23 protein-coding genes are annotated in these 26,819 nt (G+C 45.5%); 15 read left to right on the plus strand and 8 right to left on the minus strand.

Features of this window, described 5'->3' with window-relative positions; translation table 11 throughout:
- Positions 1 to 23 precede the first annotated feature (23 nt).
- The 7 genes from FME95_RS07035 to pomA all read right to left on the minus strand — a co-directional run bounded on the left by FME95_RS07035 (position 24) and on the right by pomA (position 9,254).
- A complete protein-coding gene (locus tag FME95_RS07035) occupies positions 24 to 878 on the minus strand; it encodes an ABC transporter permease (protein ID WP_147713680.1) in 855 nt (284 codons plus the stop codon).
- Between the two features lie 120 nt (positions 879 to 998).
- Positions 999 to 2,237, minus strand: a complete 1,239-nt coding sequence (locus tag FME95_RS07040; RefSeq protein ID WP_147713681.1) for an ABC transporter permease — start codon at positions 2,235 to 2,237, stop codon at positions 999 to 1,001.
- Positions 2,238 to 2,331: 94 nt separating this feature from the next.
- Entirely contained in the window at positions 2,332 to 3,396 is a 1,065-nt protein-coding gene (locus FME95_RS07045) for an ABC transporter substrate-binding protein (RefSeq protein ID WP_147713682.1), read from the minus strand.
- A gap of 55 nt (positions 3,397 to 3,451) precedes the next feature.
- Positions 3,452 to 4,543, minus strand: a complete 1,092-nt coding sequence (locus FME95_RS07050) for an ABC transporter ATP-binding protein (protein ID WP_147713683.1) — start codon at positions 4,541 to 4,543, stop codon at positions 3,452 to 3,454.
- A 395-nt stretch (positions 4,544 to 4,938) separates the two neighbouring features.
- Complete coding sequence (locus FME95_RS07055) at positions 4,939 to 7,233, minus strand: glycoside hydrolase family 9 protein (protein ID WP_222709918.1); 2,295 nt, start codon at positions 7,231 to 7,233, stop codon at positions 4,939 to 4,941.
- A 182-nt stretch (positions 7,234 to 7,415) separates the two neighbouring features.
- Positions 7,416 to 8,378, minus strand: coding sequence for a flagellar motor protein MotB (locus FME95_RS07060; RefSeq protein WP_147713684.1), 963 nt, complete (start codon positions 8,376 to 8,378; stop codon positions 7,416 to 7,418).
- 123 nt (positions 8,379 to 8,501) lie between these two features.
- A complete protein-coding gene (pomA, locus tag FME95_RS07065; RefSeq protein ID WP_147713685.1) occupies positions 8,502 to 9,254 on the minus strand; it encodes a flagellar motor protein PomA in 753 nt (250 codons plus the stop codon).
- 328 nt (positions 9,255 to 9,582) lie between these two features.
- On the opposite strand from pomA, the gene FME95_RS07070 reads away from it, so the two are divergent.
- The 6 genes from FME95_RS07070 to FME95_RS07095 all read left to right on the plus strand — a co-directional run bounded on the left by FME95_RS07070 (position 9,583) and on the right by FME95_RS07095 (position 15,156).
- Positions 9,583 to 9,822 carry an exodeoxyribonuclease VII small subunit gene (locus FME95_RS07070; RefSeq protein WP_147713686.1) on the plus strand — a complete coding sequence of 80 codons (240 nt, stop codon included), beginning with the start codon at positions 9,583 to 9,585 and terminating at the stop codon, positions 9,820 to 9,822.
- Entirely contained in the window at positions 9,819 to 10,700 is an 882-nt protein-coding gene (locus FME95_RS07075; protein ID WP_147713687.1) for a polyprenyl synthetase family protein, read from the plus strand. Before FME95_RS07070 ends, FME95_RS07075 begins: the two co-directional genes overlap by 4 nt.
- Positions 10,701 to 10,795: 95 nt before the next feature.
- Positions 10,796 to 12,682, plus strand: a complete 1,887-nt coding sequence (dxs, locus tag FME95_RS07080) for a 1-deoxy-D-xylulose-5-phosphate synthase (protein ID WP_147713688.1) — start codon at positions 10,796 to 10,798, stop codon at positions 12,680 to 12,682.
- Between the two features lie 30 nt (positions 12,683 to 12,712).
- Positions 12,713 to 13,393 (plus strand): zinc metallopeptidase, encoded by a 681-nt coding sequence (locus tag FME95_RS07085; RefSeq protein WP_147713689.1) that lies wholly within the window; start codon positions 12,713 to 12,715, stop codon positions 13,391 to 13,393.
- A 97-nt stretch (positions 13,394 to 13,490) separates the two neighbouring features.
- Positions 13,491 to 13,835 (plus strand): MmcQ/YjbR family DNA-binding protein, encoded by a 345-nt coding sequence (locus FME95_RS07090; protein ID WP_147713690.1) that lies wholly within the window; start codon positions 13,491 to 13,493, stop codon positions 13,833 to 13,835.
- Between the two features lie 82 nt (positions 13,836 to 13,917).
- Positions 13,918 to 15,156 (plus strand): hypothetical protein, encoded by a 1,239-nt coding sequence (locus FME95_RS07095; protein ID WP_147713691.1) that lies wholly within the window; start codon positions 13,918 to 13,920, stop codon positions 15,154 to 15,156.
- A gap of 24 nt (positions 15,157 to 15,180) precedes the next feature.
- On the opposite strand, the gene FME95_RS07100 is transcribed toward FME95_RS07095, so the two are convergent.
- Positions 15,181 to 17,748: a KAP family P-loop NTPase fold protein gene (locus FME95_RS07100; protein WP_147713692.1), complete on the minus strand. Its 2,568-nt coding sequence runs from the start codon at positions 17,746 to 17,748 to the stop codon at positions 15,181 to 15,183.
- A gap of 206 nt (positions 17,749 to 17,954) precedes the next feature.
- On the opposite strand from FME95_RS07100, the gene FME95_RS07105 reads away from it, so the two are divergent.
- From FME95_RS07105 to mshL, 9 genes are all read left to right on the plus strand, one after another.
- The gene (locus FME95_RS07105; protein WP_147713693.1) at positions 17,955 to 19,172 is read left to right on the plus strand and encodes a DUF418 domain-containing protein; all 1,218 of its coding nucleotides are present in this window, start codon (positions 17,955 to 17,957) and stop codon (positions 19,170 to 19,172) included.
- A gap of 127 nt (positions 19,173 to 19,299) precedes the next feature.
- On the plus strand, positions 19,300 to 20,529 hold the full coding sequence (locus FME95_RS07110; protein ID WP_147713694.1) for an FAD-dependent monooxygenase: 1,230 nt from the start codon (positions 19,300 to 19,302) through the stop codon (positions 20,527 to 20,529).
- Between the two features lie 19 nt (positions 20,530 to 20,548).
- Positions 20,549 to 21,823 (plus strand): UbiH/UbiF/VisC/COQ6 family ubiquinone biosynthesis hydroxylase, encoded by a 1,275-nt coding sequence (locus FME95_RS07115; RefSeq protein WP_147713695.1) that lies wholly within the window; start codon positions 20,549 to 20,551, stop codon positions 21,821 to 21,823.
- An 83-nt stretch (positions 21,824 to 21,906) separates the two neighbouring features.
- The gene (locus FME95_RS07120) at positions 21,907 to 22,380 is read left to right on the plus strand and encodes a tRNA (cytidine(34)-2'-O)-methyltransferase (RefSeq protein WP_147713696.1); all 474 of its coding nucleotides are present in this window, start codon (positions 21,907 to 21,909) and stop codon (positions 22,378 to 22,380) included.
- A 150-nt stretch (positions 22,381 to 22,530) separates the two neighbouring features.
- Entirely contained in the window at positions 22,531 to 23,496 is a 966-nt protein-coding gene (locus tag FME95_RS07125; protein WP_147713697.1) for a hypothetical protein, read from the plus strand.
- Positions 23,493 to 24,233, plus strand: a complete 741-nt coding sequence (locus FME95_RS07130; protein WP_147713698.1) for a hypothetical protein — start codon at positions 23,493 to 23,495, stop codon at positions 24,231 to 24,233. Before FME95_RS07125 ends, FME95_RS07130 begins: the two co-directional genes overlap by 4 nt.
- Complete coding sequence (locus FME95_RS07135) at positions 24,233 to 24,880, plus strand: hypothetical protein (protein WP_147713699.1); 648 nt, start codon at positions 24,233 to 24,235, stop codon at positions 24,878 to 24,880. Before FME95_RS07130 ends, FME95_RS07135 begins: the two co-directional genes overlap by 1 nt.
- The gene (locus FME95_RS07140) at positions 24,873 to 25,256 is read left to right on the plus strand and encodes a hypothetical protein (protein ID WP_147713700.1); all 384 of its coding nucleotides are present in this window, start codon (positions 24,873 to 24,875) and stop codon (positions 25,254 to 25,256) included. Before FME95_RS07135 ends, FME95_RS07140 begins: the two co-directional genes overlap by 8 nt.
- A gap of 3 nt (positions 25,257 to 25,259) precedes the next feature.
- Positions 25,260 to 26,819, plus strand: coding sequence for a pilus (MSHA type) biogenesis protein MshL (gene mshL / locus FME95_RS07145; RefSeq protein WP_147713701.1), 1,560 nt, complete (start codon positions 25,260 to 25,262; stop codon positions 26,817 to 26,819).

The raw sequence follows: 26,819 nt of genomic DNA on the forward strand, positions 1-26,819 counted from the left end.
AGGCTAAAGCTCGGCAAGGTTGACTATGCAGTAGAACCAAGCCGAGTTTTTTCTGATCGTGCTCGTAAATATTCAATGGTTAACAATAACAAGACTGACACCACAACTAACAACGTAGCAACAGCTAAAATTGTCGGGTTAATCTCTTCACGTAAACCCGAGAACATTTGCCGTGGAATGGTTCGCTGTTCCGGCCCAGCTAAAAACAACACCACCACCACTTCATCAAACGAAGTCACAAACGCAAACAACGCACCAGAAATTACACCCGGGCGAATCAACGGCATAATGACTTTAAAGAATGTATAAACCGGCTTTGCGCCCATGCCTAAAGAAGCATTCACTAACGAATAATCGAACCCAGCTAAGGCCGCATTAACGGTAATAATCACAAAGGGTGTACCCAAAGCCGCATGGGCGATAATCACACCTAAGTAATTACCCACCAGATTAAACTGGGTATAAAAAAAGAACATCCCAGCCGCGGTGATAATCAATGGAACGATCATCGGTGAAAGCAGCATCGCCATAATTAATCGCTGGAAAGGCATGTCAGAATTGCTCATACCAATGGCTGCCAAAGTGCCTAGCGTTGTCGCTATCAACGTTGCAAAAATACCAATAATAAAACTGTTTTTAATTGCGAGCAGCCATTTATCATCGGTTAAAATTTGTTGATACCACTTTAACGAATAGGCTTCTGGGTCCAGCGCCAGCATGCCATCGGTAAAAGTAAAAAATGGCTCAGCATTAAACGATAGCGGCACAATCACTAAAATCGGCAACATTAAAAATGCCAAAACTAAATAGGCACTGCCTGTTAGACTCAATGCGCCTAATTTTTGTAATGGTGTGTAGTAACTCGGAAAGCGAGGCATATATTTTATCTCGTCTAATTTAACTGTCGTGGTTCTTTAATGCTCTTTAAGCCTAACTGTAAAATCCATTACTGAATTTTCTGGCTCTTATTATGTGCGACTATTTTTACAACTTGTTGATCAGCCCAACTTCAAATTGCTGACACCAACAAAGCGATCGTACAACCAATAAAGCGCAATAATTAAAATAAGTAGCAAGCTGCCCAATGCTGCAGCCAACTCCCAATTGTTAGAAGACTGCATATGGAAGGCAATGATATTACTGATCATCTGGCCGTCCGTTCCACCGACCAAAGCAGGTGTAATGTAGTAACCAATTGAAATAATAAACACCAACAGTGCTCCGGCACTTAAACCGGGCAAGGTCATCGGGAAATACACTTTCGCGAAGGCTGGCATCGGTCTGGCGCCTAAAGATAACGCCGCTCTAAAATAACTGGGGTCAATGTTTTTCATGACGCTGTAAAGTGGCAGCACCATAAAGGGCAGTAAAATATGCGTCATAGCTAACACCGTCGCAAACTCGGTATAGAGCAACTCTAACGGCTCATTAATTAAGCCAATCGCCTGCAAGGTACTGTTAACGACACCATTGGTTTGCAGTAGCGCAATCCACGAAGTTGTTCGTACTAATAGCGAAGTCCAAAAGGGTAACAGTACAAACACCATTAGCAGGTTCGCTTTTTTAGAACTGCAATGCGCTAAGTAATACGACAGCGGGAACGCAAGCAGCGCTGTCAGCAAGGTAATGGTCAAGGCGATTCGCAAACTGCGCCAATAAAGCTTTAAATAAATTTGAGTGTCACGCGCGGCGATTTTACCGTCGACGCTTTTTTCTAAATCGAGTGCGGTTAAATAGTAACGTTCAGTCCAGACGCCACCGAGCGATTTCATCGCTACCCACAACTCAGGGTTATGCCATTTTTTATGGCTATCTAAGAGCGGGTCGCCTTGTCCGGCTTCTAACTCTTCTATACTTAATCGACCTAGCTTTCGTGCCGTCGATTTAATTAAACTGGAGGAACCCGGCACAGCACGGTTTAACTCTTCCGCTAACTTGCCCGAGTTTCGTGATTCGGCTAATTCTTTTAATTCAACACTAAAAACCGTTAGCACGTCTTTAGGTGGCAACTGTTCAGTTGTCGCCTGCCAAGATTGCATTTGCGCTAAGGTATTGGGAATTAATTGCGCCACCGTTGGGTGATAAACACTGCGATACAGCATGGTTCCAATCGGGGCAACAAATGCCAGCAAGATAAAAATTAATAGTGGCAAGGTAAAGGCCAGTAACTTAATTTTTTTAAGCCTTAATTGACGTTGGCTCTGCTTTATCTCATCAATACTGAGATAGGCTGACATAGTAATCTCCTAACAAAAAATATTGGCTTTTCTCTCGATGTTAACCAAGAGAAAAGCCAAGCATTACGATCTTATCAACGAGTTCAACTGTTGATTATTTTAACAACCATTCGTTGAATTTCTCGCCTAAAGACTCACCATAGTCAGCCCAAAAGATGCTTGACGCCTTGATACCTTCATCAAGGTGAGCCGATGGCAACATTGGGATCACGTCTTTATCAACATACGCATAAGATGATTGACGAGTTGGACCATAAGCAATGTCAGGCATACCTGCTAATGGCTTAGAGCTGGTAGCAAAACGAATGAACTCTTCTGCGACTTCTTTATGTTTAGTACCTTTAACGACAGCCCAAACGTCTAAGTCATATAGGTGTCCGTCCCAAACCATTTCAAACGGCTTACCTTCAGATTGAATAGCATCAAAAATACGACCATTCGCTGCCTGAACCATAACCGCACCACCATCGTTTAGCAGTTGTGGCGCTTGCGACCAAGAGTCGAACCAGATGATGTCATCTTTCATTGAATCTAGTTTTGCAAAGGCGCGCTGTTGGCCTTCTTCTGTTTCTAGCACGTCGTAAACATCTTCTTTAGCAACGCCATCAGCGAGTAGTGCCCACTCCATATTCACTTGTGGACGCTTACGCAAGGCACGCTTGCCTGGGAAGGTTTCGGTATCAAAAAGGTCCATCACCGTCATCGGCTTACCGCCTTCGATGGTGTCGTTGTTGTATGCAAACAAAACGGTCCAAACAATGGTGCCAACACCACATTCGTTGGCTAACGCTTCACCTGCAAAATCTTCAGACGCTGGTGTGCCGTCATCACCGGCTGGTAGCGTGTCCATTGGGAAGGTTTCTAACAAGCCTTCAGAACAGGCGCGTTCTAAATCAATTACTTCAACATCGATCACATCCCAAAGCACATTACCGCTTTCGACTTGAGCTTTTAATTCTGCAATACCACCTGAGTAGTTTTCGAAAAGAATTTTATGGCCAGTCTCTTCCATAAAAGGGTCAAGCATATATTTTTGCTGAGTTTCACCGTAAGAACCGCCAAAAGAAACGGCTGTGAACTGTTCTGCATGTGTGAAAGAACTCATGCCGGAAATAAGAGTACCTGCGAGTAGCAAGGCTGATGTCTGTTTACTTATCATACTGGTTCCTTTCTGGTCATTGATGTTAATTGTTACGGGTAAATTATTTTTCGGTCTAAACGTTATTTTCAAGCGCAAGGCCTGCGGTAGCAGCCCAAGTTAAATTAATTTTTTCACCGGCTTTAAAGCTAGGTGCCTGATGATCATTAAGGATTTTCACCATGACTTCGGTGTCATCACTTAACTTAAAGAAGTAACGAATAAAGTCGCCAACATAAAGCCGAGTAATGAAAAACGCCTTTAAGCTGTTTTCGGTTTCTTCGCCCGGTTCTGCAATAAATAGGTTTTCTGGACGCACTGTCAGTATGCAAGACTGGCCGGTTTTCAATTCATCTGACGAAATTGCTCGCACACGAGTATCGTCACTTAAAACTAAATCAAAGTAATCGCCATTCGGCTCTTTGACCTTGGCTGGAATATGATTATTTTCGCCAATAAAGTCAGCCACAAAAACGTTGCTCGGCGATTCGTAAAGCGTATCTGGACTGGCACACTGCTGAACCACGCCGTTATTAAATACCGCAATCCGATCTGACATAGTCAGTGCTTCGGTTTGGTCATGAGTAACATAAATAGCCGTAAAACCAATTTTTTCATGCAATCGTTTAATTTCAAATTGCATCTGTTCGCGCAAGTTTTTATCCAATGCGCCAAGTGGCTCATCCATCAATACAATCGACGGTTCAAAAATTAACGATCGAGCCAAGGCAACTCGCTGACGCTGACCACCAGATAACTGTGCTGGGTAACGGTTACCAAAATCGCCAAGCTCTACCAATTCGAGCGAGTCGGCAACGCGACGTTCTACTTCAGCAGCAGGCAGCTTACGAACTTTTAGCGGGTAGGCTAGGTTTTCTGCCACCGTCATGTGAGGGAATAAAGCATAATGCTGAAACACCATACCGATGTTTCTATCATAGGGTGCGACATTAGTAATGGGCTTGCCATCCACTAAAATTTCACCTCTGGTGACATCTTCGAAACCTGCCAGCATCATTAAGCAGGTTGTCTTGCCCGACCCTGAAGGGCCAAGTAACGTCACAAATTCACCTTTGCGAATATCGAGATTAAATTCCTGTACAACGAGATTGCGTTGATCGTAGCTCTTTTTTACTTTGATAAACTGAACGTATTTTTCATCACTCATTGTATTATTCGTCGACTCTCTGAATTGGTGATTAAACAGTAAACAGGATATGTGCTTTACGTTTTGACGTTAAAGCACGTTCTTGATCGCCCGCACCGTCATGACTCATGCATTTAATTGATGCATTCTAATGCACCATTTTGGAACGGCCAAGCCTTTTACAGTTCAGGCTGATCCGCTATTACTGCGTTGAACAGGCAGCGCGCCGATCTCGCTGATTTAAATTTGCAATTAGCGAGCCACAGTTTTTTTAAAGCAGTTATTTGAACAACTTCTATTCAAGGCTGAGCAATAACCAACCGACCAGATGAGCAAAAAAAAGCGCCAAGGTTTGGCGCTTTTTTAAACGGCTAAAGTAATTTTTTGAACGGGCCGATCCGCTCAATATTTACTGACTAATCTAACTGGCCTTCATCCAAAGCAGAGGCCAGCCATACCAATGGTGCATTCCAGTTAATGGTTATTTCATTCATCGTCCAGGCATGCATGTTATCGACATAGCAGGTTTGACCAACACAGTTTCCTTTCATGGCACCGGCAACTGGGTCGCTAAAGCTAATGGAGTTAGGGCCGCCAATTAATGCTCCGGGGGCTGGCTTTGGATAATTTTCATCAACGCTGTTTGCCCAAAAGCGGTGGTGTGGTTGCTCTGCTGCGTGAGCACCGTAACCGGTGATGTATGAAATATTCATCGGGTTCGCGCCCAGCAAATAATCCATGCTGTTAGCTGCTGCCTTAATAAACTCTAACCGTTTGGTGAAATCGTGCGCGTACACCAAAAATAACGCTCGGTTAGCGATGCTAGAATTAGAACCCCAAGGGTACTGCTCGACGGTAAAGGGAATGTCGTAGCCCTCTTGTTGACTTTGAGTTAAATAGGCTTCGGCAGTTTTTAATAGGTTTTTTCGTGCCTGATTGATCTCTGATTGCGGCAGTGCGTTCTCTACCACAGCCAAACTCAATGTTGCCATTGGTGCGGTAAACTGCCAGAACATATCGGAATCTGCATCGTCCTTGCCAGACGGCGTCATTAAGAAGTAACGCGAAGCGCGCATCGCTTTTAGATAGGCGGAGTCGGCAGTAGTAATAAACAGCTCGGTTGCTGCCCAATAAAATTCATCGTCCAGCTGAACATCATCGTAAGGGCCTGAGCCGGTAAAATTATCGTACGCGAACACATCCGGATGGCGATTCGCCGCTTGCCACGCGCGCTCTGCAGCAGACAAACAACGCGCAGAAAACTCAGCGTCGATGTCCTTCCATATACGCGCGCACTGAGCCGAAATAGCCGCTAAGTTTAACGTTGCTGCTGTACTTGGTTGGCCAACATATCGCGATTGAGTATCTTCATGAGGTGCCAGCGGAGCGCCAGTCCATTCACCGTCGGCAACCTTATGGAAGACCATGTCTGATGCGTCAATTTCACTTAAGCGTAAAGTTTTATCAGCCGACTGATCGCCTTTAGGCACAAACAATTTTTGCCCACTGGGTATTTGCATGGCAAGCATAAATTCGACATTCCAACGCACTTCTGACAATAACGGGTTAACGCCATTGCCCGCCTCTGGAATCTTAACGCCGCCTTCGGCAAAGGGGATTTTTGCGTTTTCTAACCACTGGCCTCGCTCATAAAGATTCAATAGCGTCCAAACTGTGATACCACTGTTAACAACATACTTGCCGTGATCGCCAGCATCATACCAACCGCCGGTCACATCCATTGTTAAATCACAACCCGGCCACGAATTCCCCCAAGCATCTTTCTGATCAAAACAACGTGCGATGTCTGGTAAGTGTCCTGCTGGTCGAGCGAGATCCGGACGCTGAACAAAATCAGCTTTAATGTCGATACCGCTGCGATTCTGATAAAAATAACTTAGCGCATCGTACTTTAATGAATGATAAATCGAGTCACGAATATCAAACGCAAAACTTTCATGCTCGCCTACTTTCAAAACCAGCTGCGTTAGCGGCACGCTATAGTGCGACAAATCAACCCGATGCAGCTGCTCAGCGGATGCTTTATTTACACCTAAATATTGGGTTTTGCCGGCATCGATATTGACGCCATTTTGATCAACCAAGGTCCAATCAAGTGGCTGCGTTTGCTCCGACTGAACATAGATGTATTTATTTGCTTGCGGCAAAAAGCCCAATTGGTTGGCCCGAATGGGGGAGATAGTGACGCTTTCCATGTAGGGATTTCCTATTAACGAAACATTACTAACGCAAATACGGCCAGTATTTTGCGCACCCAGTTGAAATTGAAATTCTGCCCGAGCATCGCTGTCATTTGTCTGAGTAAAATCATATTGGTAGTGTTTTTTACTCGGACCGACCTCAGTATCGACAATAAAGTGATGGGTATAGGGCGGGCCTTCGTGCTGTATCAGTGTTTTAAATTGGGTTTCGCTCTCGGCATAAGCATCGAAGCTGAGTTGATAGCTTTCTGACTGCGCCAAACCAACGCCGCCATGGCCTAAGATAACACTCCAAGGGTCTGTACCCGGGTTTTGAATATCAATACAGGCTTGGTTATCTTGGGCGACAACCTCGGCACCGCTGTACCACCAGCCGTCGGTATGGCCATTAAACTGACCGTTACGAATCATCTCTTGAGCTTGCACGCCATTAATGACAACCAGCATTGCAAAGGCTGAGTTTCGCCAAGTTGTTGTTATTGTTTTCATCTTGGTCTCTTATTTTTTTAGTTATTATTGAGTGTCTGAGTTTCTACATATCTTCTAGAGTTCTCCGAACCTACTATGAAATTTTTTACATCAGGTAAATTTTTGACATCAGGTTGGCTTTTTATAAAAGCCAACCTAGTTAAGATGAAAATCCGGTCCGCTTCAAGCAGCGGCGCAGGAAATTAAAAAATTTCTTCCGGATCTAATTCAAATAACGATGTATCACCCGGATCAACCAATTCTTCTGGCTCAGGCTCTACCTCATAACTTGGGAAGTTAGGGTTTGGCTTTTTAATCACAATTTCAACGCGTCGATTCTCTAACCGGCCAGCCGCAGTAGTATTATCTGCCATCGGTTGACTGGAACCGTGACCGACAACGGTAAAGCGATTCTCATCCATTTCTGGAGCGATAAACAGGTACTCGGCAACAGCCAAAGCACGAGCAGAACTGAGCATCCAGTTATTGCGGAATCGCGCTGTCGATATTGGCAAGCTATCGGTGTGACCTTCGACATAAATATCACCCGGCGTTGTCACTAATAGGTCGCGAATAATATCCAGAATCGGCAAAAACTCATCAGCAACATAATCACTTCCGGCACCAAAACTCTGCTCTTTGATACGAATAATAATGGTGTCGTCGAGCGTTTCGACCTGCAACAGACCATCGGCAATCGGTTCAGACAAGGCCTCACCAATACGTTGCGCCTGCTCATCGAGCTGCTCTTGCTGAGTTTCATCCGGCACAATAATCTGCCGAGTCAATTGCCCAGTATCACCCTGCTGAGTTTCTTGCATGGTAAAGGTGTCTTGGCACATCACTTCGAGCGTGTCTTTCACCTGAGGCATTGTGTCTTGGCGAATCACATTCAGCGGTGTCGGCTCTGGTTTGGCTGGGCTAAATTCTTTAGCGATGATACTGGTGCCTTTTGGCACCTGCTGCAGTTCTAATTCTGCCTGCACACCAAAGGCTTGGCGCAATGAACCTGCCAAACGCTTAAACTTTAGTGCGTCCATTTCGGAGAAAGACAGCAGCAAGATAAAAAAGCACATCAACAGTGCCATCAAATCTGAAAAGGTGCCCATCCATGCCGGTAATCCGGGAACACATTCGGGGCAGTTGTCGTCTTCTTCTTCGTCCATACTCTGCTCTTAATACTGATCACACATGGTACTGATATGCCGATTGCCGCCCGTATCATTCACAGGCAAGACCGGCTTATCGGTAGCGGCCTCGGTTAAACGAGCTTATAAGTGCAAACTGACTTATACGCTCTCTCGCATCGTTGCAGGCAAGTAGCTGCGCAGTAGAGATTCGATTACACGAGGGTTTTGACCTGCTTGAATGGCCAACAAGCCATCGATACACATCTTCTGAATAATTTCTTCTTCTTTGGTACGAACAGACAATTTATCTGCAATTGGGAACGCCACTACGTTCGCCAAAAAAGATCCGTAAAGTGTCGTTAATAGTGCCACAGCCATCGCTGGACCAATGGTTTTTGGATCATCCATATTTGCCAACATACCTACCAGACCAATCAGCGTACCGATCATGCCCATCGCCGGGCCTACATCCGCTAGTGCACCAAAGAACTTTGTACACTCATTGTGTCGGTCAGAAGTCATGCGCATATCTTTATTCAACAGCAGCTTTACTACTTCTGGGTCATGGCCATCCACCAACAGTTGGATGCCTCGAGATAAGAAATCAGCGCTGGTTTCTTTACCTTCTAATGAAAGTAAACCACCTTTACGAGCAGAATCTGCTAGCTCAACAATTTCACCGATTAGATCTTCTGGCTTGACTAAAGAGAAAGAAAAGGCCTTACCAACTACTTTACCGACGTTTAAAAACTGCTCTAAGGTAAATTTCGATAAAGCCACAAAGGCGCTGCCACCAAACACAATGAGTACTGATGGGATGTTGATATAAATGGTAATACTACCACCCAGTATCATGGCTATGATAACCATAGCCGTCGCGCCGATAATCCCGACGATCATTGCTAAATCCACGAATACCTCCTCTGATTATTCAATACTCGCAACCTAATTAACGTAAAGCCTAGCAACAAAAGCCTAAACTTTTCCGTGAACTGGCTTTTCATGGATGAAATTTACTGGCACAAGCCTCTATAATGACTGCCTTTATTGGCCGTGGTTCCCTAGCTTGCCGCTTTGCTTAGGCATTAAAAGTAATAGATGCTAAGAGAAAAGACCAACGATTAACTGCCTATCTAGATGAGCTATCGGCCTAACAGATAATTTATTAACCGTTATTTACATACAAAACAGTCATAATAAACCACTGTTTTACAGCCTTACAGATCAAATAGGAACCCTTATGGCGAGCCAAAAAACTGCTCCATTTGAAGAAAACCTTGCTTCACTAGAGGCCATCGTCAACCAACTCGAATCAGGTGAACTCTCATTAGATGAATCTCTGAAGCAGTTCGAACAGGGCATCGCCCTGACTCGATCATGCCAAGAATCCTTAGCTAAGGCCGAACAAAAAGTTCAAATCCTAATGTCTAAAGATAACCAAGAGTCATTACAAGACTTTGAAGACCTGGCCGACGAATGACACTCGATACCTTTTTAACCGGCACTCGCAGCCAACTCGAAACGGCCCTAGCAAATAGCTTTACTGACTCGGGTAATCGCCAACTAACCGAAGCCATTCATTATTCGTTACTCGATGGCGGTAAACGTTTGCGACCGGCGTTGGTGCGTGCCGCCGGTGAAATCGCCGGTGCTGACGTCAATCAATGGCTAACCCCGGCGTGCGCGCTGGAAATGATCCACGTTTATAGCCTTATTCACGATGATTTACCGGCCATGGATAACGATGACCTGCGTCGAGGCAAGCCAACCAGCCACAAAAAATTTAACGAAGCGACCGCCATTTTAGCCGGCGATGCCTTACAGGCCGAAGCCTTTGCTCTATTGGCTAACAGCCAAGATCTAAACGACGCCCAAGCGCGTAAAATGATACAAACCCTAGCTTCTGCTTGCGGTGCAAGTGGCATGGTTGCAGGCCAGATGATCGACTTACAATCTGAAGATAAAACCCTCGATCTAACACAGCTGGCTAATTTACATTCGCTGAAAACAGGCGCGTTGATTCAAGCAGCGCTTAAGCTGGGCGCTTATGGTCAAGCAAACGCAGATGCAGCTCTTATTGAAGCTCTGGATCTATACGGCCAAGCGATCGGTCTGGCGTTTCAAATTACTGACGACATTCTCGATGTCACCGGCTCGACCGATGTGCTCGGCAAGCCTAAAGGCAGCGATCAGGCGGCAGAAAAATCGACCTACGTCAGTTTGTTAGGCTTGCCAGAGGCGCAGCTAAAAGCCAAACAACAGCATCAATTGGCGATCAAAGCGCTGCAAGCAATCGATCTAGACGAGAGCAGCATTCTTTGGCAACTGGCCGATTACGTGATCGAACGAGATCACTAACAAATTTACTCATTTGGCCGGCAAATTCGTTACACTAGCGGCCCGCTCTGATTGGTGCGCCCAGCAGAGGCTATTTTTTGGTATCAGGTATTTACATGAAGGTTTTTGACCACATTCCCGCCACTCGGCCCAACACCCCGCTGCTCGATCAGGTAAATAGCCCTGCACAGCTCAAGCAACTCAGTCTGCAGCAGCTGCCACAACTGGCCAATGAATTACGAGAATACCTACTGTATAGCGTTGGCCAATCAGGTGGTCACTTCGGTGCTGGCTTAGGTGTGGTCGAACTCACCATCGCTTTGCATTATGTTTATGACACGCCCGAGCAATCGCTCATTTGGGATGTTGGCCATCAGGCTTACCCGCACAAAATTCTCACTGGCCGCCGCGAACAGCTGCCAACCATTCGTCAAGAAGGTGGCTTGCACGCCTTTCCGCATCGCGATGAAAGCCCTTACGACAGCTTTGGCGTTGGTCACTCCAGCACTTCGATTTCAGCAGCATTAGGCATGGCTATTGCCAAGCGCCAAGATGGCGACAACAGCCAAAGCATCGCTGTCATTGGCGACGGCGCCATTACCGCAGGCATGGCATTTGAAGCGCTCAACCATACTGGCCACGATGGTGCCAATCTATTGGTAGTATTAAACGATAACGACATGTCGATATCAGAAAACGTCGGTGCGTTAAATCGCGCATTCTCACGCGTCTTTGCCTCTAAAACCTATTCTCATCTGCGCGAAAACAGCAAAAAAGTCCTTAAGCGCGTACCGCCGGTTTTAGAATTTGCTCGCAAAGCCGAAGAGCACATGAAGGGGATGGTGGCTCCGGGAACACTATTTGAAGAGCTTGGCTTTAACTATGTAGGCCCTGTTGATGGTCACGAAGTTATCGATTTAGCCTTAACCTTTAAAAACTTAAAAACCTTTAAAGGCCCTCAACTTTTGCACGTGGCAACGCAAAAAGGCAAAGGCTTTTTACCCGCCGAACAAGCGCCGACCAAATACCACGCCATTACTAAAATTGAGCCGCAAAAAAATCTCGATAAGAGCGTTAAAAAACCAGCCACCTACTCAAACGTTTTTGGTCAATGGCTGTGCGACATGGCACAAGCCGACGAGCGACTGCACGGCATTACGCCAGCCATGCGCGAAGGCTCGGACATGGTCGAATTTTCTAAACGCTTTAATTCGCGTTACCACGATGTCGCCATTGCCGAACAACATGCCGTCACCGTTGCTGCTGGTATGGCCTGCTGTGGTAAAAAACCGGTTGTCGCTATCTATTCGACCTTTTTGCAACGCGCCTACGACCAATTAATACACGACGTTGCTCTGCAAAATTTAGATGTACTGTTTGCCATCGACCGAGCTGGTTTAGTGGGTGAAGACGGCCCAACACACGCCGGAAGTTTTGACCTCACCTTTTTACGCTGCATTCCAAACCTAGTATTAATGGCCCCGAAAGATGAAGCCGAATGTCGGCAAATGCTTTCTACCGGTTACCAATATGCAGGCCCAGCCGCGGTACGCTACCCACGCGGCAGCGGCACAGGTGTTGCTGTAGAGCCTAACTTAGACACGCTCACTATCGGCCAAGCCGAAGTTTGCCAGCAGGGTAACGACGTCGCCATTTTAGCCTTTGGCAGCATGGTCGAAGCCAGCCGATTAGCCGCAACAACGCTCAACGCAACGCTGGTTAACATGCGCTTTATTAAACCGATTGATGAGCAGGCCATTTTAACGGCAGCGAAAAATCATCAGCTGATCGTCACAGTGGAAGAAAACAGCATCATGGGCGGCGCAGGCAGCGCAGTCAGTGAAGTTTTAAACAAGCACGATATTAGCTGTCGCCTACTGCAACTTGGCCTGCCAGATGAATACATCAACCAAGCCAAACCAGAACGAATGAAAGCAGAAATAGGGCTGAGCCCAGAAGGTATTTTATCTGCCATTCGTCAGCGACTGGCGAAAAATAGTTAACCGTTACCGATCAAACTTGGAGGGCAATCGATGATTATTATTTTAATCGTAATTTTTTTAATTGCCCTGCTTGGCCCAAGCCTTTGGGTAAAGCACGTACTCGCTAAACACAGCAATGAACGCGACGATTTAGACGGCACCGGTGGCGAGTTGGCCGAACATCTCATTAAACGCTTCCAGCTGGATGATGTAAAATTAGAACTCACCAAAGCTGGCGATCATTACGACCCAAGCACCAAAACCATTCGTTTAAGCGAAGCGGTGATGAATAAAAAAAGCATTACCGCCGTCGCCACTGCAACGCACGAATTTGGTCACGCACTGCAACACGCCAGACAATACGGCTCGTTATTACTGCGTTATCAGCTAGCTATTTTTGCTGACGTTGCTCAGCGTTTTGCTAACATCGCAGTTATCGCATTACCCATAGTCATCGCCATTCCTGGCCTAGGCATCCTAGCGCGCTTATTAATTTTGCTATTAGTCGGTACCATGCTGCTAAGTACCATTATTCATTTGGTGACACTGCCAGTTGAATTCGATGCCTCGTTTGGCCGCGCCTTACCGATTTTAAAAGACGGCAACTATGTTTCTGAACAAGACTTATCAACCGTCAATCGTGTATTGCTCGCCTGCGCACTGACTTATGTTGCGCAAGCCATGTTCGGGCTGCTAAATTTTTCACGTTGGTTCCGCTTGCTTAGGCGATAAGCTAAAGGCTGAAACTTATCTAAAAAAGCAAAGTAAGTCAGGCTTAAAAAATCGAAATAAAATCATCAAAAAAAGCAATAACCAAAGGCGGCTTACAATGACAACATTCAGCGACGATATTCAATATTGGCGACAAACCTGCCAAAACAAACTCGGCGCAAGCGAAGAAACACCCTTTGGTGAAGGCACGCTGGTGTATAAAGTTGGCGGTAAAATGTTTGCCTTACTGCGCCTTAGCGAACCGCTTTCGATCAACCTGAAATGCGACCCGCAAGAAGCCATGATTTTGCGCGACTCCTTTTCCGAGGTGACGCCCGGCTACCACATGAATAAAAAACATTGGAACACTGTCGACCTTTCTACCGAGCTAGACAATGAACTCATTAAAGGCTGGATCGACGATTCTTATGATTTGGTGTGTAAAACACATCGACTCCTATAAACCTTCAATACTCATAACTATTTTTATAAATAGTTAAAATCTTAGATATATAACACCACTAATCTTTAGGAAAAACTCGGCCATGACCATCACAACGAAAATAAAAAACATTGTGTTATTTTTAAAGTGGCCAGTAATCGCCGCAATAGTCGACTTCATTGCATTAGCTTTTGTAACTAATCTCGAAAAATTCTCTACAGTCAGTGTTGCTTTTATTGCTATGCAGCCGCTAATCATTGTCATCTATATTGAAAACACCATTTCACATTTAACACACCAATTTAATGGCGATACAGAAAAACAAAAAAATTATAAAAAAATATTCAACCGCCTTGCAACAACAGCCACTATTTCAGCACCGATATTATTTTTATTAGCAGACCCTTTTTTATTATCAAATGGTTATACATCAAAAAAATATACTGACGTTAGGGGGAGAGAACACAGCGTATATACAAATAACGAAATGAAGGAGTCTAAACAACAAGAAGCCAATATTAAAAGGCTAACTGAATACCGAGAAACGGCGGCGCATATAGATTCTGCTATTGAGAAATACCGAGAAAAACTAACCTTTATTGAAAACTCTTTTACTGGCTTGCCAATACTCACAAATGACACCAATAACCTAATACTAAAAACACGACCGCCAACGCTTTACTTTACTACCGAGAATAAGTTATCTGAAGCCAACGCACTCGAATCCGTTTTAAATGATCATTCATCAGCTGCGACTGTAACTATTCAAATGAAATCTGAGCAAGAAGATCGACTGACGTTAATGTCACGTAACGTCCCATTACATCTAGAAACACATAATGGCACTAGATCAAACCTATACATAATATATGCACAGCCAGTAACCGATGATGAGATCGCATCTCTAATCGAAAAAGAAAGTCAGATAATCAAATTAGACGCCAGCATCTACGGCATTTCAAATGAAGAAGTTTTATTTAGATACACCCCGTCACTGCGATATAATAAATTGCTGTATCAATACTCTTTTAAAAAAGAAGATTTACTGGGAAGCCCGGCTTCAATAAATCATCCGTTTTACCAGACATTAAGAAGATTCACCGACGACACTGTTCTTTATATCTTCAGTGATTTTTCTGACGATTCAGAATCTTTGCAAAACTCAGTAAATTTATTGATCAAAAAATTCCCCTCAATTAAAAGCAATGTCGAAAAACTCAACTTACAACACATTAAATTTGATACCGAATTTATCGAGCCTATTAAACGACAGAGCCCAATCGTAGTTGATATAGACGGCATACTGCATGTAGAAGGCATGCAAGAAGATAGTTACAACTAGATCGAACCTGTAAGTATTTTCCTTTTAAGATTCACTAGGCTCGCTAGAAGCTTCAATACCGGGCAATACAAAGGGTTCTATTGCCTTCGCCATAGTGGTATTTGCCAATTTCATTTTACTTAATCTTCGTACTTGCATCGTGATCTTATCTTCGCCCACATTCGATGTTTGGTTTCCAAGCTGCGCTCTGAGCTTGCTTCCAAGCTCAAGGTCATTAAGGTTGTTTAAGTATTCCAACGCGCACAGCGTAACCAGCATTGGAAATTCGTGGTGATCAAAAAGTTCTGTAAACTGATCTTCACCATAATAGTTACGCAAAAACTGATAGCTATTGTTTAAACGTTTTAGTTGGCGAGGATTGGAAAGCTCAAAATGTTTTACCCAATGAAAAAAGGCTGCCTTTTGTTCTGCACTTAATCCTTCTACCTGTTTAATAGTTGGCTCTGGTTTTGGGCTTGCTTTATTCTCTGAGTTTTCTGGCTGGCGTAAGCTTTGGTTACTTGCTTGATTTTTTAAATTTTCTGGGCTTTCTATGTCGCCTAAACTTCCTAGTTTTTCTAAGTTTTCTGGCTGGTCGAAATTTTTTATATCGCTTGATTCATCAGGAACATTTAACTCTCGTTCTTGCTCGTTTTCAGCCTGCTCTGTATTCGCATCGCTAAGAGGGTAAGAAGCTTCTTCTGTTCCAGTATGGTTCCACATGTATTCTAAATAGCCAGCTACGGATGATTCATCAGGTTCTGTTAATACAATTGGCAAATGAATAATTTTAGAGAGGTAATCGCGAGCGATTATCTGTGGGCTTTTTTGGTAATGCTCGGCAGCAAGTTCTTTGTAGTGCAGCGCCAATGCAGCCAAAGCGATGCGTTGATCTACTGCGATGACCACTACGACATTGTCGATATCCAACACCATGCGCACCGCTTCCATAATTTTAACAATGCTTTTTGGGTCGCAGCGATCCAGATCGTCCACCACATACAGCACTCGTTGGTTTGGCTTTAGCCGAACCTTGGTAAGTTTTTTAATGTGCTCGCGCATAATGGGGATGGTGCCCAAATGCTCACCATAGTTTGGTAATTTTAAATAGGTAAGCAGTTCCTTCGCCAAAGGCCCAGCGAATACGGTTTTGATACTTTGCCATGTAGGATAAAGCAAACCCATAAACCATACATAAGGCAGCGCAGTCGTAAACTCAGATTCATCAGTCCTGAATACTTTGGCAGTAACATCCGGAAATAGATAGGAAAACACAAATGGTAACAAGCCAGCTAAAAACCATAAAACAGGCTGCAATAATTTATAGCCATGTATACTCCAAGCAAAGCGCAGAATAAGGGAAGGCCGCCTCCATAAACCCCAGCAGAACTTTTGCCTAAAACTAAGCGTTGGTTCTGGGCTAGATAGGGTTTTGATCATCTCTTGGGCGATGCCCGCTTGCAGGTTATCGGTGTGTTCGTATTCCCAAGCATTAAATTCGGCAAACAAGAATTCGGTTTTCTTGCCGTTTTCATGCCTGCCTTTGTTGGCTGTATTTTCTTTTTTATTAAGCGATGCTTTTAACAGATGAATCAGAGTCGATTTACCGATGCCCCAATGTCCTAACAAACCAATGGTTTGGTGCTGGGTATTTGCTGGGTCAGATAATAAAGCACCGAGGCTATCGGCCAAACGCTGGCGATTAAGCGCATCTTCTTTCGCGGCTTGGTGGCCATTGTGGTTATAGCCAGGATGGTGTTTTTTTATTTCTGCGTCTGTTTCTTCTGTTTGATTTTCAGTTTGGTCGCTGCCGCCAATATTGGCTAGAGTCTCAGAAATATCGATAGCAGCAACCGGCTCATTATTCTGTTCATCAAAATATTGCTCAAGCTGCTCCAGCGTATTTTTTAAATCCTTCTCGCTCGCCTGCCCATTAAAAATAGACCAATAGATCGGCCAGATATTCTCTAAAATGCGCTCAGCACCAGAATCACCACCGTTCCCATTCTTGGCTTTCTCTTCATTCGCTTGGTATTCAAATGCTTTTTTTACATCGCCTTGCAACCAAGCAATAAACTCAGCATTGGTCTGTTGCCAAAGCGGGGTGTCAATTAAGGCTTGCACGCCACTTTCTTTTAATAGGGCTAAATCGCTTAACATCACTTCTTTAACATTAGGGAAAAAGGGAAGGCCAGCAGCATAGGCCGCGCCAGCAGCATAGATGGTGGCAACAGTAGTATTGGCGGCGTAAGTCTCGGCATGAATGGCATTGGCGGCTGCAGCTGCAGCATGAGTGGCTGCGTCAGTAGCGTCATCACTAGCAACAATGGCAGCGTTATAAACAGCTAATGTACTAACATTTTTTTCGTAACAACTAATCACACAACAATGAACCAATACATTGGCATGCCAAACCGCCAAAAAATTTTTGCTTACCTGATCTTTTTCCCAAAAATTAAAAGGCCGTTCATTTTCTTGATATATGGCTAACAGAGGGAATACCCGTAAAGCACAACGGGTAGAAAATAAGCGCCTTTCGTCTTGGGTTAATGTACTTAACGCTTCCAGTAACTCGCTTCTTTCCTGCTCCGTAACCCTTTGATTAGCCGCCACTGCCTATCCTTGCTTTTTATAGAACTTAAAAGGATTTAAGCGGAATAGCGGCGCGACATCAAGCTAAGTATTTTGCATTTTATGCTGCGCGCACAAAGCTGTTTAACGAGCCAGTGCAAACAAGTAACGGAACAGATAAGCTCGGTTTGCCAAAGCTAATTTGCTGCTGCACACTTGATAGCCTATATAACAAAACTGCCGCCGATATGAATAACTACGAAACACAACAAACCATTCAGCGTTTACCGGCGCTCGATAGCCTACGCGGTTTTGCTGTGCTTGGTATTTTAGCAATGAACATTCAGTCGTTTTCGATGCCGCAGGCGGCGTACATTAACCCAACGGCGTATGGTGATTTTTCGGGCATCAATAAATTGGCTTGGTTACTGAGCCATGTGTTTTTTGAAGCCAAGTTCATGGCGATTTTCGCCATGCTGTTTGGTGCGGGCCTGTTGATTTTTTGCCAACGGTTAGAAGCGCGTGGCGAAAACAGTTTTCCGCGCCATGCCAGCCGTATGTTTTGGTTGATGCTGCTTGGAATAGCACACGGCTACTTGCTTTGGTACGGCGACATTTTATTTTGCTACGCTGTTTGTGGCCTACTGGTTTACTCAATGCGTCACTGGGCAGCATCGCGTTTAATGATAACTGCAATACTGTTGCTAGGCATTAGCATGCTACCTAACTTAATTTCACAAGCGACCTTACCGCTTTTCGATAGCGCAACACTTGCGGCATTTAGCAACGATTGGGCACCGGATAACGCAACTATTACTGCTGAGATTAACGCCTATCGCGGTTCTTGGCAGGCGCAATTTGAACAGCGCAGTCAGATTACTTGGTATATGCAAACCACGGCGCTGCTATTACTTTTTGTTTGGCGAGTTAGTGCTTTAATGCTGATCGGTATGGCGTTGTATAAGGTTGGCGTTTTTACCAGAGCGAGGCGTTTTTTGCTCCACTCGGCACTTGGTTTTTTTGCGTTGGGTTTTAGTCTGGTCGGCTACGGCCTGTGGTTCAATTTTGAACACAAGTTCGACTTTTTCCATTCTTATTTATTGGGCGGCCAGTTCAATGCCATTGGCAGTATCTTTGTTGCGCTCGGTTATATTCATCTGTTGCTTTGGTTAATGCAGCGCGGTTTGGCTAAGCGTTGTTTTAAACTGCTGGCAAACCTTGGCCGAATGGCGTTATCGAATTACATTTTGCAATCGCTGATTTGCGCGCTGCTGTTTTATGGCATTGGCTTAGGGCTGTTTGGTCAGGTAGAACGCTGGCAGCAATGGCTTATTGTGTTCTCGCTTTGGCTGTTGCAGCTAATGTTTAGCCATTATTGGCTTAAGGCGTTTCGCGCCGGGCCATTAGAATGGCTGTGGCGTAAGCTCAGCTATTTGCCTTGGGCGTTGAAATCCAAGGCCAATTAAGCTGGCATCAGGCCGTGCTTGCCGTTACTCTTTTGGGCCTATCTGAACGTTAGGTTTTATCAAAATTTAATGCTTCATCTAACTATTTTGATCAACAATGTCTTTTTAAGCGAATCACAGACGAACTATGCAACCATTTGATCTTGCCATTGTAGGCGGTGGCATGACCGGCTTAACCTTACTCAAAGCGTTAGCACCGAGCATTGCGGCGGGCTTAAACGTGGTTTTAATTGAGCCTGCGGCCATGCCGAGCCCAACTAATCAAGGCGGGCGTTCTCCTAGCTTTGACTCACGCGCAACCGCCTTGGCCGAACAAACCTTAGCGGTGTTTAAAGCTTTGGGGATCGAGTCTGTTGAACAGGCGATAAGCCCTATTCATGAAATTGAAGTCAGCGATGCTGGCCACATTGGGCATTTAACCATGCAGGCCGCTCAGATGTCGCTGCCACGTTTTGGTGGCGTTATCAGTAACGAGTCTTTGGGCGATGCACTTTGGCAGGCCGTGTCGGGCCTTAAAGTGCAGTGGCGCTTCGAACAAGAAGTTGAAGCCATTTTGCCGCTACCAAACGGCCACCAGCTGTCGCTCAACAGCGGCGAAAAAATCACCGCACAGCAAGTCGTTTTATGCGATGGCGGCCGCTCCAGCCTGACGCACAATCTGGGCATTCACAGCCAACAAAAAGATTTTCATGCCGTGGCTCGCATTGCTACGGTAAAAACCCGCGACGCTCATCAGCACCAAGCCTTTGAACGCTTCACTGCCACTGGGCCAATCGCACTGTTGCCGTTTGGCGATTACAGCGCACTGGTGTGGACATTGCCGAGCGATCGCGCCGACCTCTTAGCGTTAGATGACGAAGATGCCATTGACTGGCTGAACCAGCAATTGAAGCATCGACTCGGCGGTATTGAGAAGATCGGGGAATGGCAACAGTACCCACTCATACAACGCAGCCTAACCAGCCCATGCATTCATAATTTGATGGCGATTGGCAATACTGCTGCGACGCTACACCCAGTTGCAGGGCAAGGTTTTAACCTCGCTATTCGAGGTGTAACGCGTGTCGCCGCGTTGATTAACCAACATTACCGCGAGCAACAGGCTTTACCTGCGTTCGAGCAATTCCAACAACTTAGTCAGCTCATGCTGCAAGACCAACAGCAGACGGTTAGCTTTTCGCATCAGCTGATTCAACTGTTTGGCTCGAATGCACCGCTCATTCAGCTGGGGCGAAATTTGGCCTTAAGCAGCCTTGATCGGCACCCGATTTTCAGCAAAGGCTTGGCGTTGGCAGGTATGGGCTTACACCAGCCTTTACCGCTGGATCAGATCCGCCACCAAGCTATTTCAAGCTAACGAGAACAACCTAACGCTTATGACGACTTTCAATACTAAATCGACGGCCAACACTGAACCCGCCTTCAATTACGACCTTGTTATTTCCGGTGGCGGCATGGTCGGTTTGGCGCTGGCAATTGCAGCGGCCAAACTCGACTTAACAGTCGCCGTGATCGAAAAAAACACCGCGATTGAACCAAGCCGCGAATTAAATGGCCCAACGCCTTACAACAGCCGAGTCAGCGCAATAAACCACAGCAGTGAACAGCTGCTAAAAAACCTCAAAGTTTGGCAACAGATTCCACATGATCGGCTGAGTGCCTACCAGCAAATGCATGTTTGGGATCGCTTAGGCGAAGGCGCTTTAACCTTTCATGCCAGCGATGCGCACCAAACGCATCTTGGTCACATTATCGAAAACCAACAGCTGTTATCTGCCTTAACTGAGATCGCACAGCAGCACCGGCTCATCAGCCTAAAGTACACAACCAGCATTGAGTCATGGCATCAGGATGCGCAGCAGGTAAGGCTGACAACAGACAGCGGCGAAACGCTGACATGCAGGCAGCTGATCGCTTGCGAAGGCAAACAATCGGTTTTACGCGAACAGGCAGGCATTGCTAGCTGGCGCTGGAACTATCACCACAGTGCTGTAGTTTGCACTGTGCGCCACCAGCAAGCTCACCAGCAATGTGCGCGGCAGGTATTTTTAGAGTCAGGGCCGCTGGCCTTTTTACCACTGCCAGACGAGCACCAGTCGGCCATTGTTTGGTCTACCCAGCCCGATCAAGCCGATGCTTTATTGGCCATGAGTGATGAGCAATTTTGCCAGCAGCTGGAATACAGCTTTGAAACTCAACTGGGCAAAGTAGAGGCGGTTAGCAAGCGCCAACTACAGCCGTTGTCGGCCCAGCAAGCGCAACTCTATTTTAACAATCGCTTAGTCATTGTTGGCGATTCCGCGCACGCCATTCACCCGCTGGCAGGGTTGGGCGTTAATCTTGGCTTTTTGGATGTGGCGGCACTGGCAGAACAATGGCAATGGGCCAAAGGCAAATCGATAGATATCGCCGACCGCCGAGTGATGCGACGCTTTCAACGACAACGCCAAAGTCATAACCTTGCGGTAGCCGGACTCATGGAAACCATCAAACGGTTATTCAGCAACGATTCAACTGCCGCTGTTATCTTACGCAACCGGGTGCTCAAGCGGTTAAACCCGCTCAGCACACTAAAGCGACCGTTGATTGAAGGCGCTATGGGGCTGACTGGCGTAACGCTGCCGCCCTTGTGCCAACCAAACGATGAATAACACTCGTGGTTTTGACAACAGCAAAACCTAAATCAAAATCCAATCACCTATACTTACTTTTTATTAATGGTCGAAATACATCTATGTTTGATATCGCTCTATTTGAACCTCAAATTGCACCTAACACTGGCAATATAATCCGTCTGGCGGCCAATAACGGCTGCCACCTACACCTTATTGAGCCTCTCGGGTTTAAGTTAGATGCCAAAAGTGTTCGCCGCGCCGGTTTGGATTACCACGACTTAGCCCATGTTACGACGCATAAAGACTACTGGAGCTTTCAACAAGCCATGCAGGGGCGACGTATTTTAGCCTGTACCACCAAAGGCACCCGCAGTCACAGCTCGGTGGCCTATACCGAAACCGATGTTTTATTGTTTGGCGCTGAGACACATGGCTTACATCCAGACGTTATGGCCAGTATCGAACCGGATTTACGCATCAAAATACCAATGCGTGAGTCGAACCGCAGTTTAAATTTATCAAATTCTGTGGCAATTATTAGCTATGAGGCTTGGCGTCAACTAGACTATTTTGGCGCTAGTAATATTTCTTAACAAAACCCTATAACTAAGCGCATGCAGCATTAAGATGAAGAATTCTGTATCGCAGTTCTCATTTAAAGAAAAATGTTAACTTTCAGATATTTACACCTATTAGCTGCTAAAATACTCTAAAACCCAATAAAATCGCGCAGTACTGTATTCATGAATATCTCCTTTAAACGTCGCCCCAAAAAGCAATATTGGCTAAAAATTGAGGCTAACAATCTAGTACTGTTCGAAAATGGTGCCTATACCGGTGGTTTACCTTACATAAAAGTACTGGCTTCAATTCAGGCCGCCGATGCACTGCACAGTGCTGCGCAGTATGCGAGCTGGGTAAAACAGCACGTTAGCTCAACACTCAACCTATTGATCGCTGAAGACCTTTACCAACTCATACTGTCGGATATGCCGGACGTTCCAAGCACCGAGCTGGCTTCTGCCATGGAATTAAAGGCTGCTGAACTGCTCAGCTATGATATCGATGATGCATTAATTGACATTATTCAGTTACCTCCAGAGGCCTACCGCAGCCGAACCCGTATGGCATTTATTATCGCCATGCAGAAATCGCCAATGGAGCAGTGGTTGTCGGCCTTAGTTCAGGTCGGCATTCGCGTACCGGTTATCGATGTTGCCATCACTCAATTAAGAAACTTCGGTTTGCGAGTGCAAAACTATAGCACCTCTGGCCTATTTCATATTGAGCCTAATCGGTCGCACCTTATTTTGAATTACAACGACGAGATGGTGCTTTCAAGAACCTTCGACTCCGGCATTAATGACCTTGATGCCATCGACGACTTGCCAAAGCCAGTCAGTAGCAACGAGCTATTTATCGAAGAAGAGGCGCAATCTGCCATCCAATTGGAATCCTTGGCACTCGATATTCGGCGCTCGTTTGACTATTACGAATCTCAATTAGGCTTGGGAGCCATTGCCGAATTAAACATCCTCTGCCGTAAAGATCACCAGCATTTAGTTGAATCGCTTGCAACAAGACTCGGCGTGCGTTGCAACTTCGTCGACCCGTCAGACTATTTACATCTATCCAGCAGCTCAGCAATGAAAGCTGCAGATTTAGACGCTGATCTAATCGGCTCGGCTTTTCGTGAGGCATTATCATGACCCACCAAGTCAACCTTTGGCGCAATCAAAAACTCACCGGTTATGGCCCGCTGCAACTGGAACACTTTTTATTAGTCATCGCTGCGGCGGTGATATCTGCCATTCTTTGGTTTACTTATAACCTGATTAATTATCATCAAACCTTAAATGAGATTGACTACTGGAGTGAGCAAGCCGAAAACAGTTTGGCGCAATTGAGAAAATTCCAAAAAGATAATCCAAACGTGGGTGATGAAGCGCAGCTGCAAGCATTAAATCAACTTTACTCTCAGCGTTTACAGCAGGCTCGAGATATCCATCTAGGGTTAAGCTATTCTGGCGGTGACTCCGTTGAAGGCTTTACTCTGCCACTAGGCTATTTAACCGATCACGATATCGAAGGCTTATGGCTGAATAAGATTTATCTGCAAGACAGCTATCGCGTCTATAGGCTCGAAGGCTACGCTCGTGCGCCTGAATTAATCGCCACCTACATTGAAGGCTTAAAAGACAGCGTATTCCAAGGTTTGAGTATCGACCAGCTCAGTGTTCGCCAACACCCAGAACAGCAATCCTTATGGATGTTTTCCATTGGCAATACCGTTAATCCTAATTCGGAAGAAGATGACTCTGATCTAGAACAGCTGCTTGCACCTAACGCCGCAAATTCAAACTCAGCGCTAGGCGAGTCATCGCTTTGGCAATTGGTTGTCGACCAGAAAGACGACAACACAGAAAACTCGGAAGAAAGTTACTAATGCCTTATAAAAAAATTTACTCGTTACGGCTTTCTATCGACAGGCTGAATATCCGTGAACGGATAATGGTTATGCTCGCCTGTTTTATTCTGATCATTGCTTTAGGTCATGGCCTTGTCATGCTGTTTAAACTCAATCAGGTTGCAGCATTAGAAGCTAACTTAGCGCAAAAACAACAGGCAACGGTAAGCTATGACACCGCCCTTGCCAGTTTAAAAGCTTCAACAAACAACCCGAACGTGATGGCGTTGCGCCGCAGCAATGAACGATTAGCCGAGCGCATTGAAGCGATAGAAAAAAAATTCAAAAGCATCGAGACCTCATTAATTTCACCCGGTCAAATGATCAGCCTGCTGCGTCAGCTGTTAGAAAAAGAAAATCAATTGGCACTAAAAAGTTTTGAAGTCTTACCTGTTGTTCCGGTCGAAGCACAGTCAACAGGCGTGCGATTATTTTATCAGCATTCTATTGCGATCGAGTTAGAAGGCACCTTTGAAAGCCTCACTCAATACCTCACAGAAATAGAGACGCTAGATGCCGATTTGTTTTGGGATAACCTTTCTGTCGAAACAGAAAACTTCCCAACACTGAACATAAAACTGCAGGTTCATACCCTGAGCCGAAATGAGAGGTGGTTGCGTGTTTAATTTCTCGACCAGTACTCGTGCTTGGCGTTTTTTAATATCAGTAGTGGCCTGTTTGTTGTGTTTAACATTGCAGCTATCCAGCGCCAACCCGATGCGTCCAGACACTGGCAAGCCTGCGGTGACGCCGACGCAAAAACCAACAGCCGTTGTTAGCGCACCTGCGCTACCAACATTAAGCAGTATTTTAATTATTGGTGATTATCGCGTTGCCGTTTTTACTCGAGGCCGCGAACGCACTATTGGACAGCGCATCAACGGTTATACCGTCGTCCAAATTGAACCGGAATATATAGTCATGAAGCAAGGAACCAGAGAAGTGACTTTGAAGATTAAAAGCCGCGGTGCTTTATCAATAACACCTGCAGGCAAGGAGTAATTCGTGAAAAAAACAAACCGCTCAGCCACACTCGTAACGGTCATCACTGTTAGTCTCTTCGGTTGTACTACCGTCGAGACTGCGCGCGTTAATTTTGAACCGATGGATTTTGAGAGCGAGCTACAAAGCACTCAACAACAACTATCTGCAACCTCGACAACAACCAGTGTTGAGACTCCAGATTCGTTAACGCAGGACTTACTGATCTTAACCGGCGGCGCTATCGACACTGCTGACAAGCTCGATATCGAAGCTCGTAATCGCCCTGCAAAACAATTTTTTAATGAGCTAGGCAAAACCCAAGACATCAATATTTTGGTCGACCCTTTGGTTAACGACAACATTACGCTGTCGTTACGCCGCGTGACATTCGACCAAATCATCGCCGCACTGCAAGACAGTTATGGTTATGACTTCACTAAAACCAGTTATGGTTACCGAGTCACCCCAAGCCAAGTCACTACCAAAATTTATCGCCTTAACTACCTAAACGTTGATCGCCAAGGTTTGGCAACCACCGAAATCGGTGGCGATGATGGCAACACACTAACAACAACGTTCTCGGCGTCTGCATCATCACAGAGCAATGGTTTTTGGGCCGGCATTGAAAAGTCTGTCGAAGGCTTTATCGATGACCAAACTGACGAACGCAAAGCCATTGTTGTAAACCCTCAAACCGGCTTGTTGGTAGTGAGCGCAACAACGCAAGAGCATGTTCGTATTGCTCAGTTTTTAGTCGATGCGCAACTTATTTTGCAGAAGCAAGTAATCATCGAAGCGAAAATTGTTGAAGTGGTACTGAACCAAGAATACAGCTCTGGTATTGACTGGTCGTTCCTTAACAACAGCGCACTCAGCAATGGTAGCTTTGGTGCTGGCATTTTAGGTGACAGCCTAGACGGCGTTGAAGATGTTGGCGGAGTGTTCAACCTCAGCCTATCGATTGATGACTTTACCGCGGTACTTGAACTACTCGAATATCAGGGTGACGCTCAAGTATTATCCAGCCCTCGCGTATCAACAATGAACAACCAAAAAGCGATTATCAAAGTCGGTGCCGACGAATACTTTGCCACGGTAACCTCTGTTGAAACGGAGCTTGATGACGATGACGAAACAACAACTGTGTCACCGACCATTGAGTTGGAACAGTTCTTCTCTGGTATCGCGTTAGATGTAACACCACAAATTGCTCAGGACGATAATGTCACCTTACACGTGCGCCCAACCGTTACTGAAGTCAGCTCTCAAACCAAAACACTGGAGTTCGACGGCGAAGACTATTCCTTACCGTTGGCCTACTCAAATATTCGTGAGTCCGACAGCATTATTCGCGCTAAGAGCGGCCAGATTGTCGTCATCGGTGGTTTGTTGCAGCAGTCTAAAGACATCAGTTCAACCGGACTCCCTTGGTTCCAAAACATCCCTGGTATTCGCTTTTTCTTTGCTCAAGATCGTCAAGCACAAACCAAAAGCGAACTGGTTATTTTGTTGAAACCAACTGTCTATGACGGTGAAACATCGTTGAACGATATTGACCAACTATTAAATCGATTTAAATAG

The sequence above is a fragment of the Reinekea thalattae genome (assembly GCF_008041945.1).
GTDB lineage: Bacteria > Pseudomonadota > Gammaproteobacteria > Pseudomonadales > Natronospirillaceae > Reinekea > Reinekea thalattae.

Coding starts and splice junctions, on each gene's coding strand:
- FME95_RS07060 (WP_147713684.1), bottom strand. CDS start 8,378: ATGGACGAAGAAGAAGACGACAACTGCCCCGAATGTGTTCCCGGATTA.
- FME95_RS07135 (WP_147713699.1), top strand. CDS start 24,233: ATGCCTTATAAAAAAATTTACTCGTTACGGCTTTCTATCGACAGGCTG.
- FME95_RS07130 (WP_147713698.1), top strand. CDS start 23,493: ATGACCCACCAAGTCAACCTTTGGCGCAATCAAAAACTCACCGGTTAT.
- FME95_RS07055 (WP_222709918.1), bottom strand. CDS start 7,233: ATGAAAACAATAACAACAACTTGGCGAAACTCAGCCTTTGCAATGCTG.
- FME95_RS07045 (WP_147713682.1), bottom strand. CDS start 3,396: ATGATAAGTAAACAGACATCAGCCTTGCTACTCGCAGGTACTCTTATT.
- FME95_RS07050 (WP_147713683.1), bottom strand. CDS start 4,543: ATGAGTGATGAAAAATACGTTCAGTTTATCAAAGTAAAAAAGAGCTAC.
- FME95_RS07035 (WP_147713680.1), bottom strand. CDS start 878: ATGCCTCGCTTTCCGAGTTACTACACACCATTACAAAAATTAGGCGCA.
- FME95_RS07095 (WP_147713691.1), top strand. CDS start 13,918: ATGACCATCACAACGAAAATAAAAAACATTGTGTTATTTTTAAAGTGG.
- FME95_RS07110 (WP_147713694.1), top strand. CDS start 19,300: ATGCAACCATTTGATCTTGCCATTGTAGGCGGTGGCATGACCGGCTTA.
- dxs (WP_147713688.1), top strand. CDS start 10,796: ATGAAGGTTTTTGACCACATTCCCGCCACTCGGCCCAACACCCCGCTG.
- FME95_RS07070 (WP_147713686.1), top strand. CDS start 9,583: ATGGCGAGCCAAAAAACTGCTCCATTTGAAGAAAACCTTGCTTCACTA.
- FME95_RS07085 (WP_147713689.1), top strand. CDS start 12,713: ATGATTATTATTTTAATCGTAATTTTTTTAATTGCCCTGCTTGGCCCA.
- FME95_RS07115 (WP_147713695.1), top strand. CDS start 20,549: ATGACGACTTTCAATACTAAATCGACGGCCAACACTGAACCCGCCTTC.
- FME95_RS07125 (WP_147713697.1), top strand. CDS start 22,531: ATGAATATCTCCTTTAAACGTCGCCCCAAAAAGCAATATTGGCTAAAA.
- FME95_RS07120 (WP_147713696.1), top strand. CDS start 21,907: ATGTTTGATATCGCTCTATTTGAACCTCAAATTGCACCTAACACTGGC.
- FME95_RS07075 (WP_147713687.1), top strand. CDS start 9,819: ATGACACTCGATACCTTTTTAACCGGCACTCGCAGCCAACTCGAAACG.
- FME95_RS07105 (WP_147713693.1), top strand. CDS start 17,955: ATGAATAACTACGAAACACAACAAACCATTCAGCGTTTACCGGCGCTC.
- FME95_RS07040 (WP_147713681.1), bottom strand. CDS start 2,237: ATGTCAGCCTATCTCAGTATTGATGAGATAAAGCAGAGCCAACGTCAA.
- FME95_RS07090 (WP_147713690.1), top strand. CDS start 13,491: ATGACAACATTCAGCGACGATATTCAATATTGGCGACAAACCTGCCAA.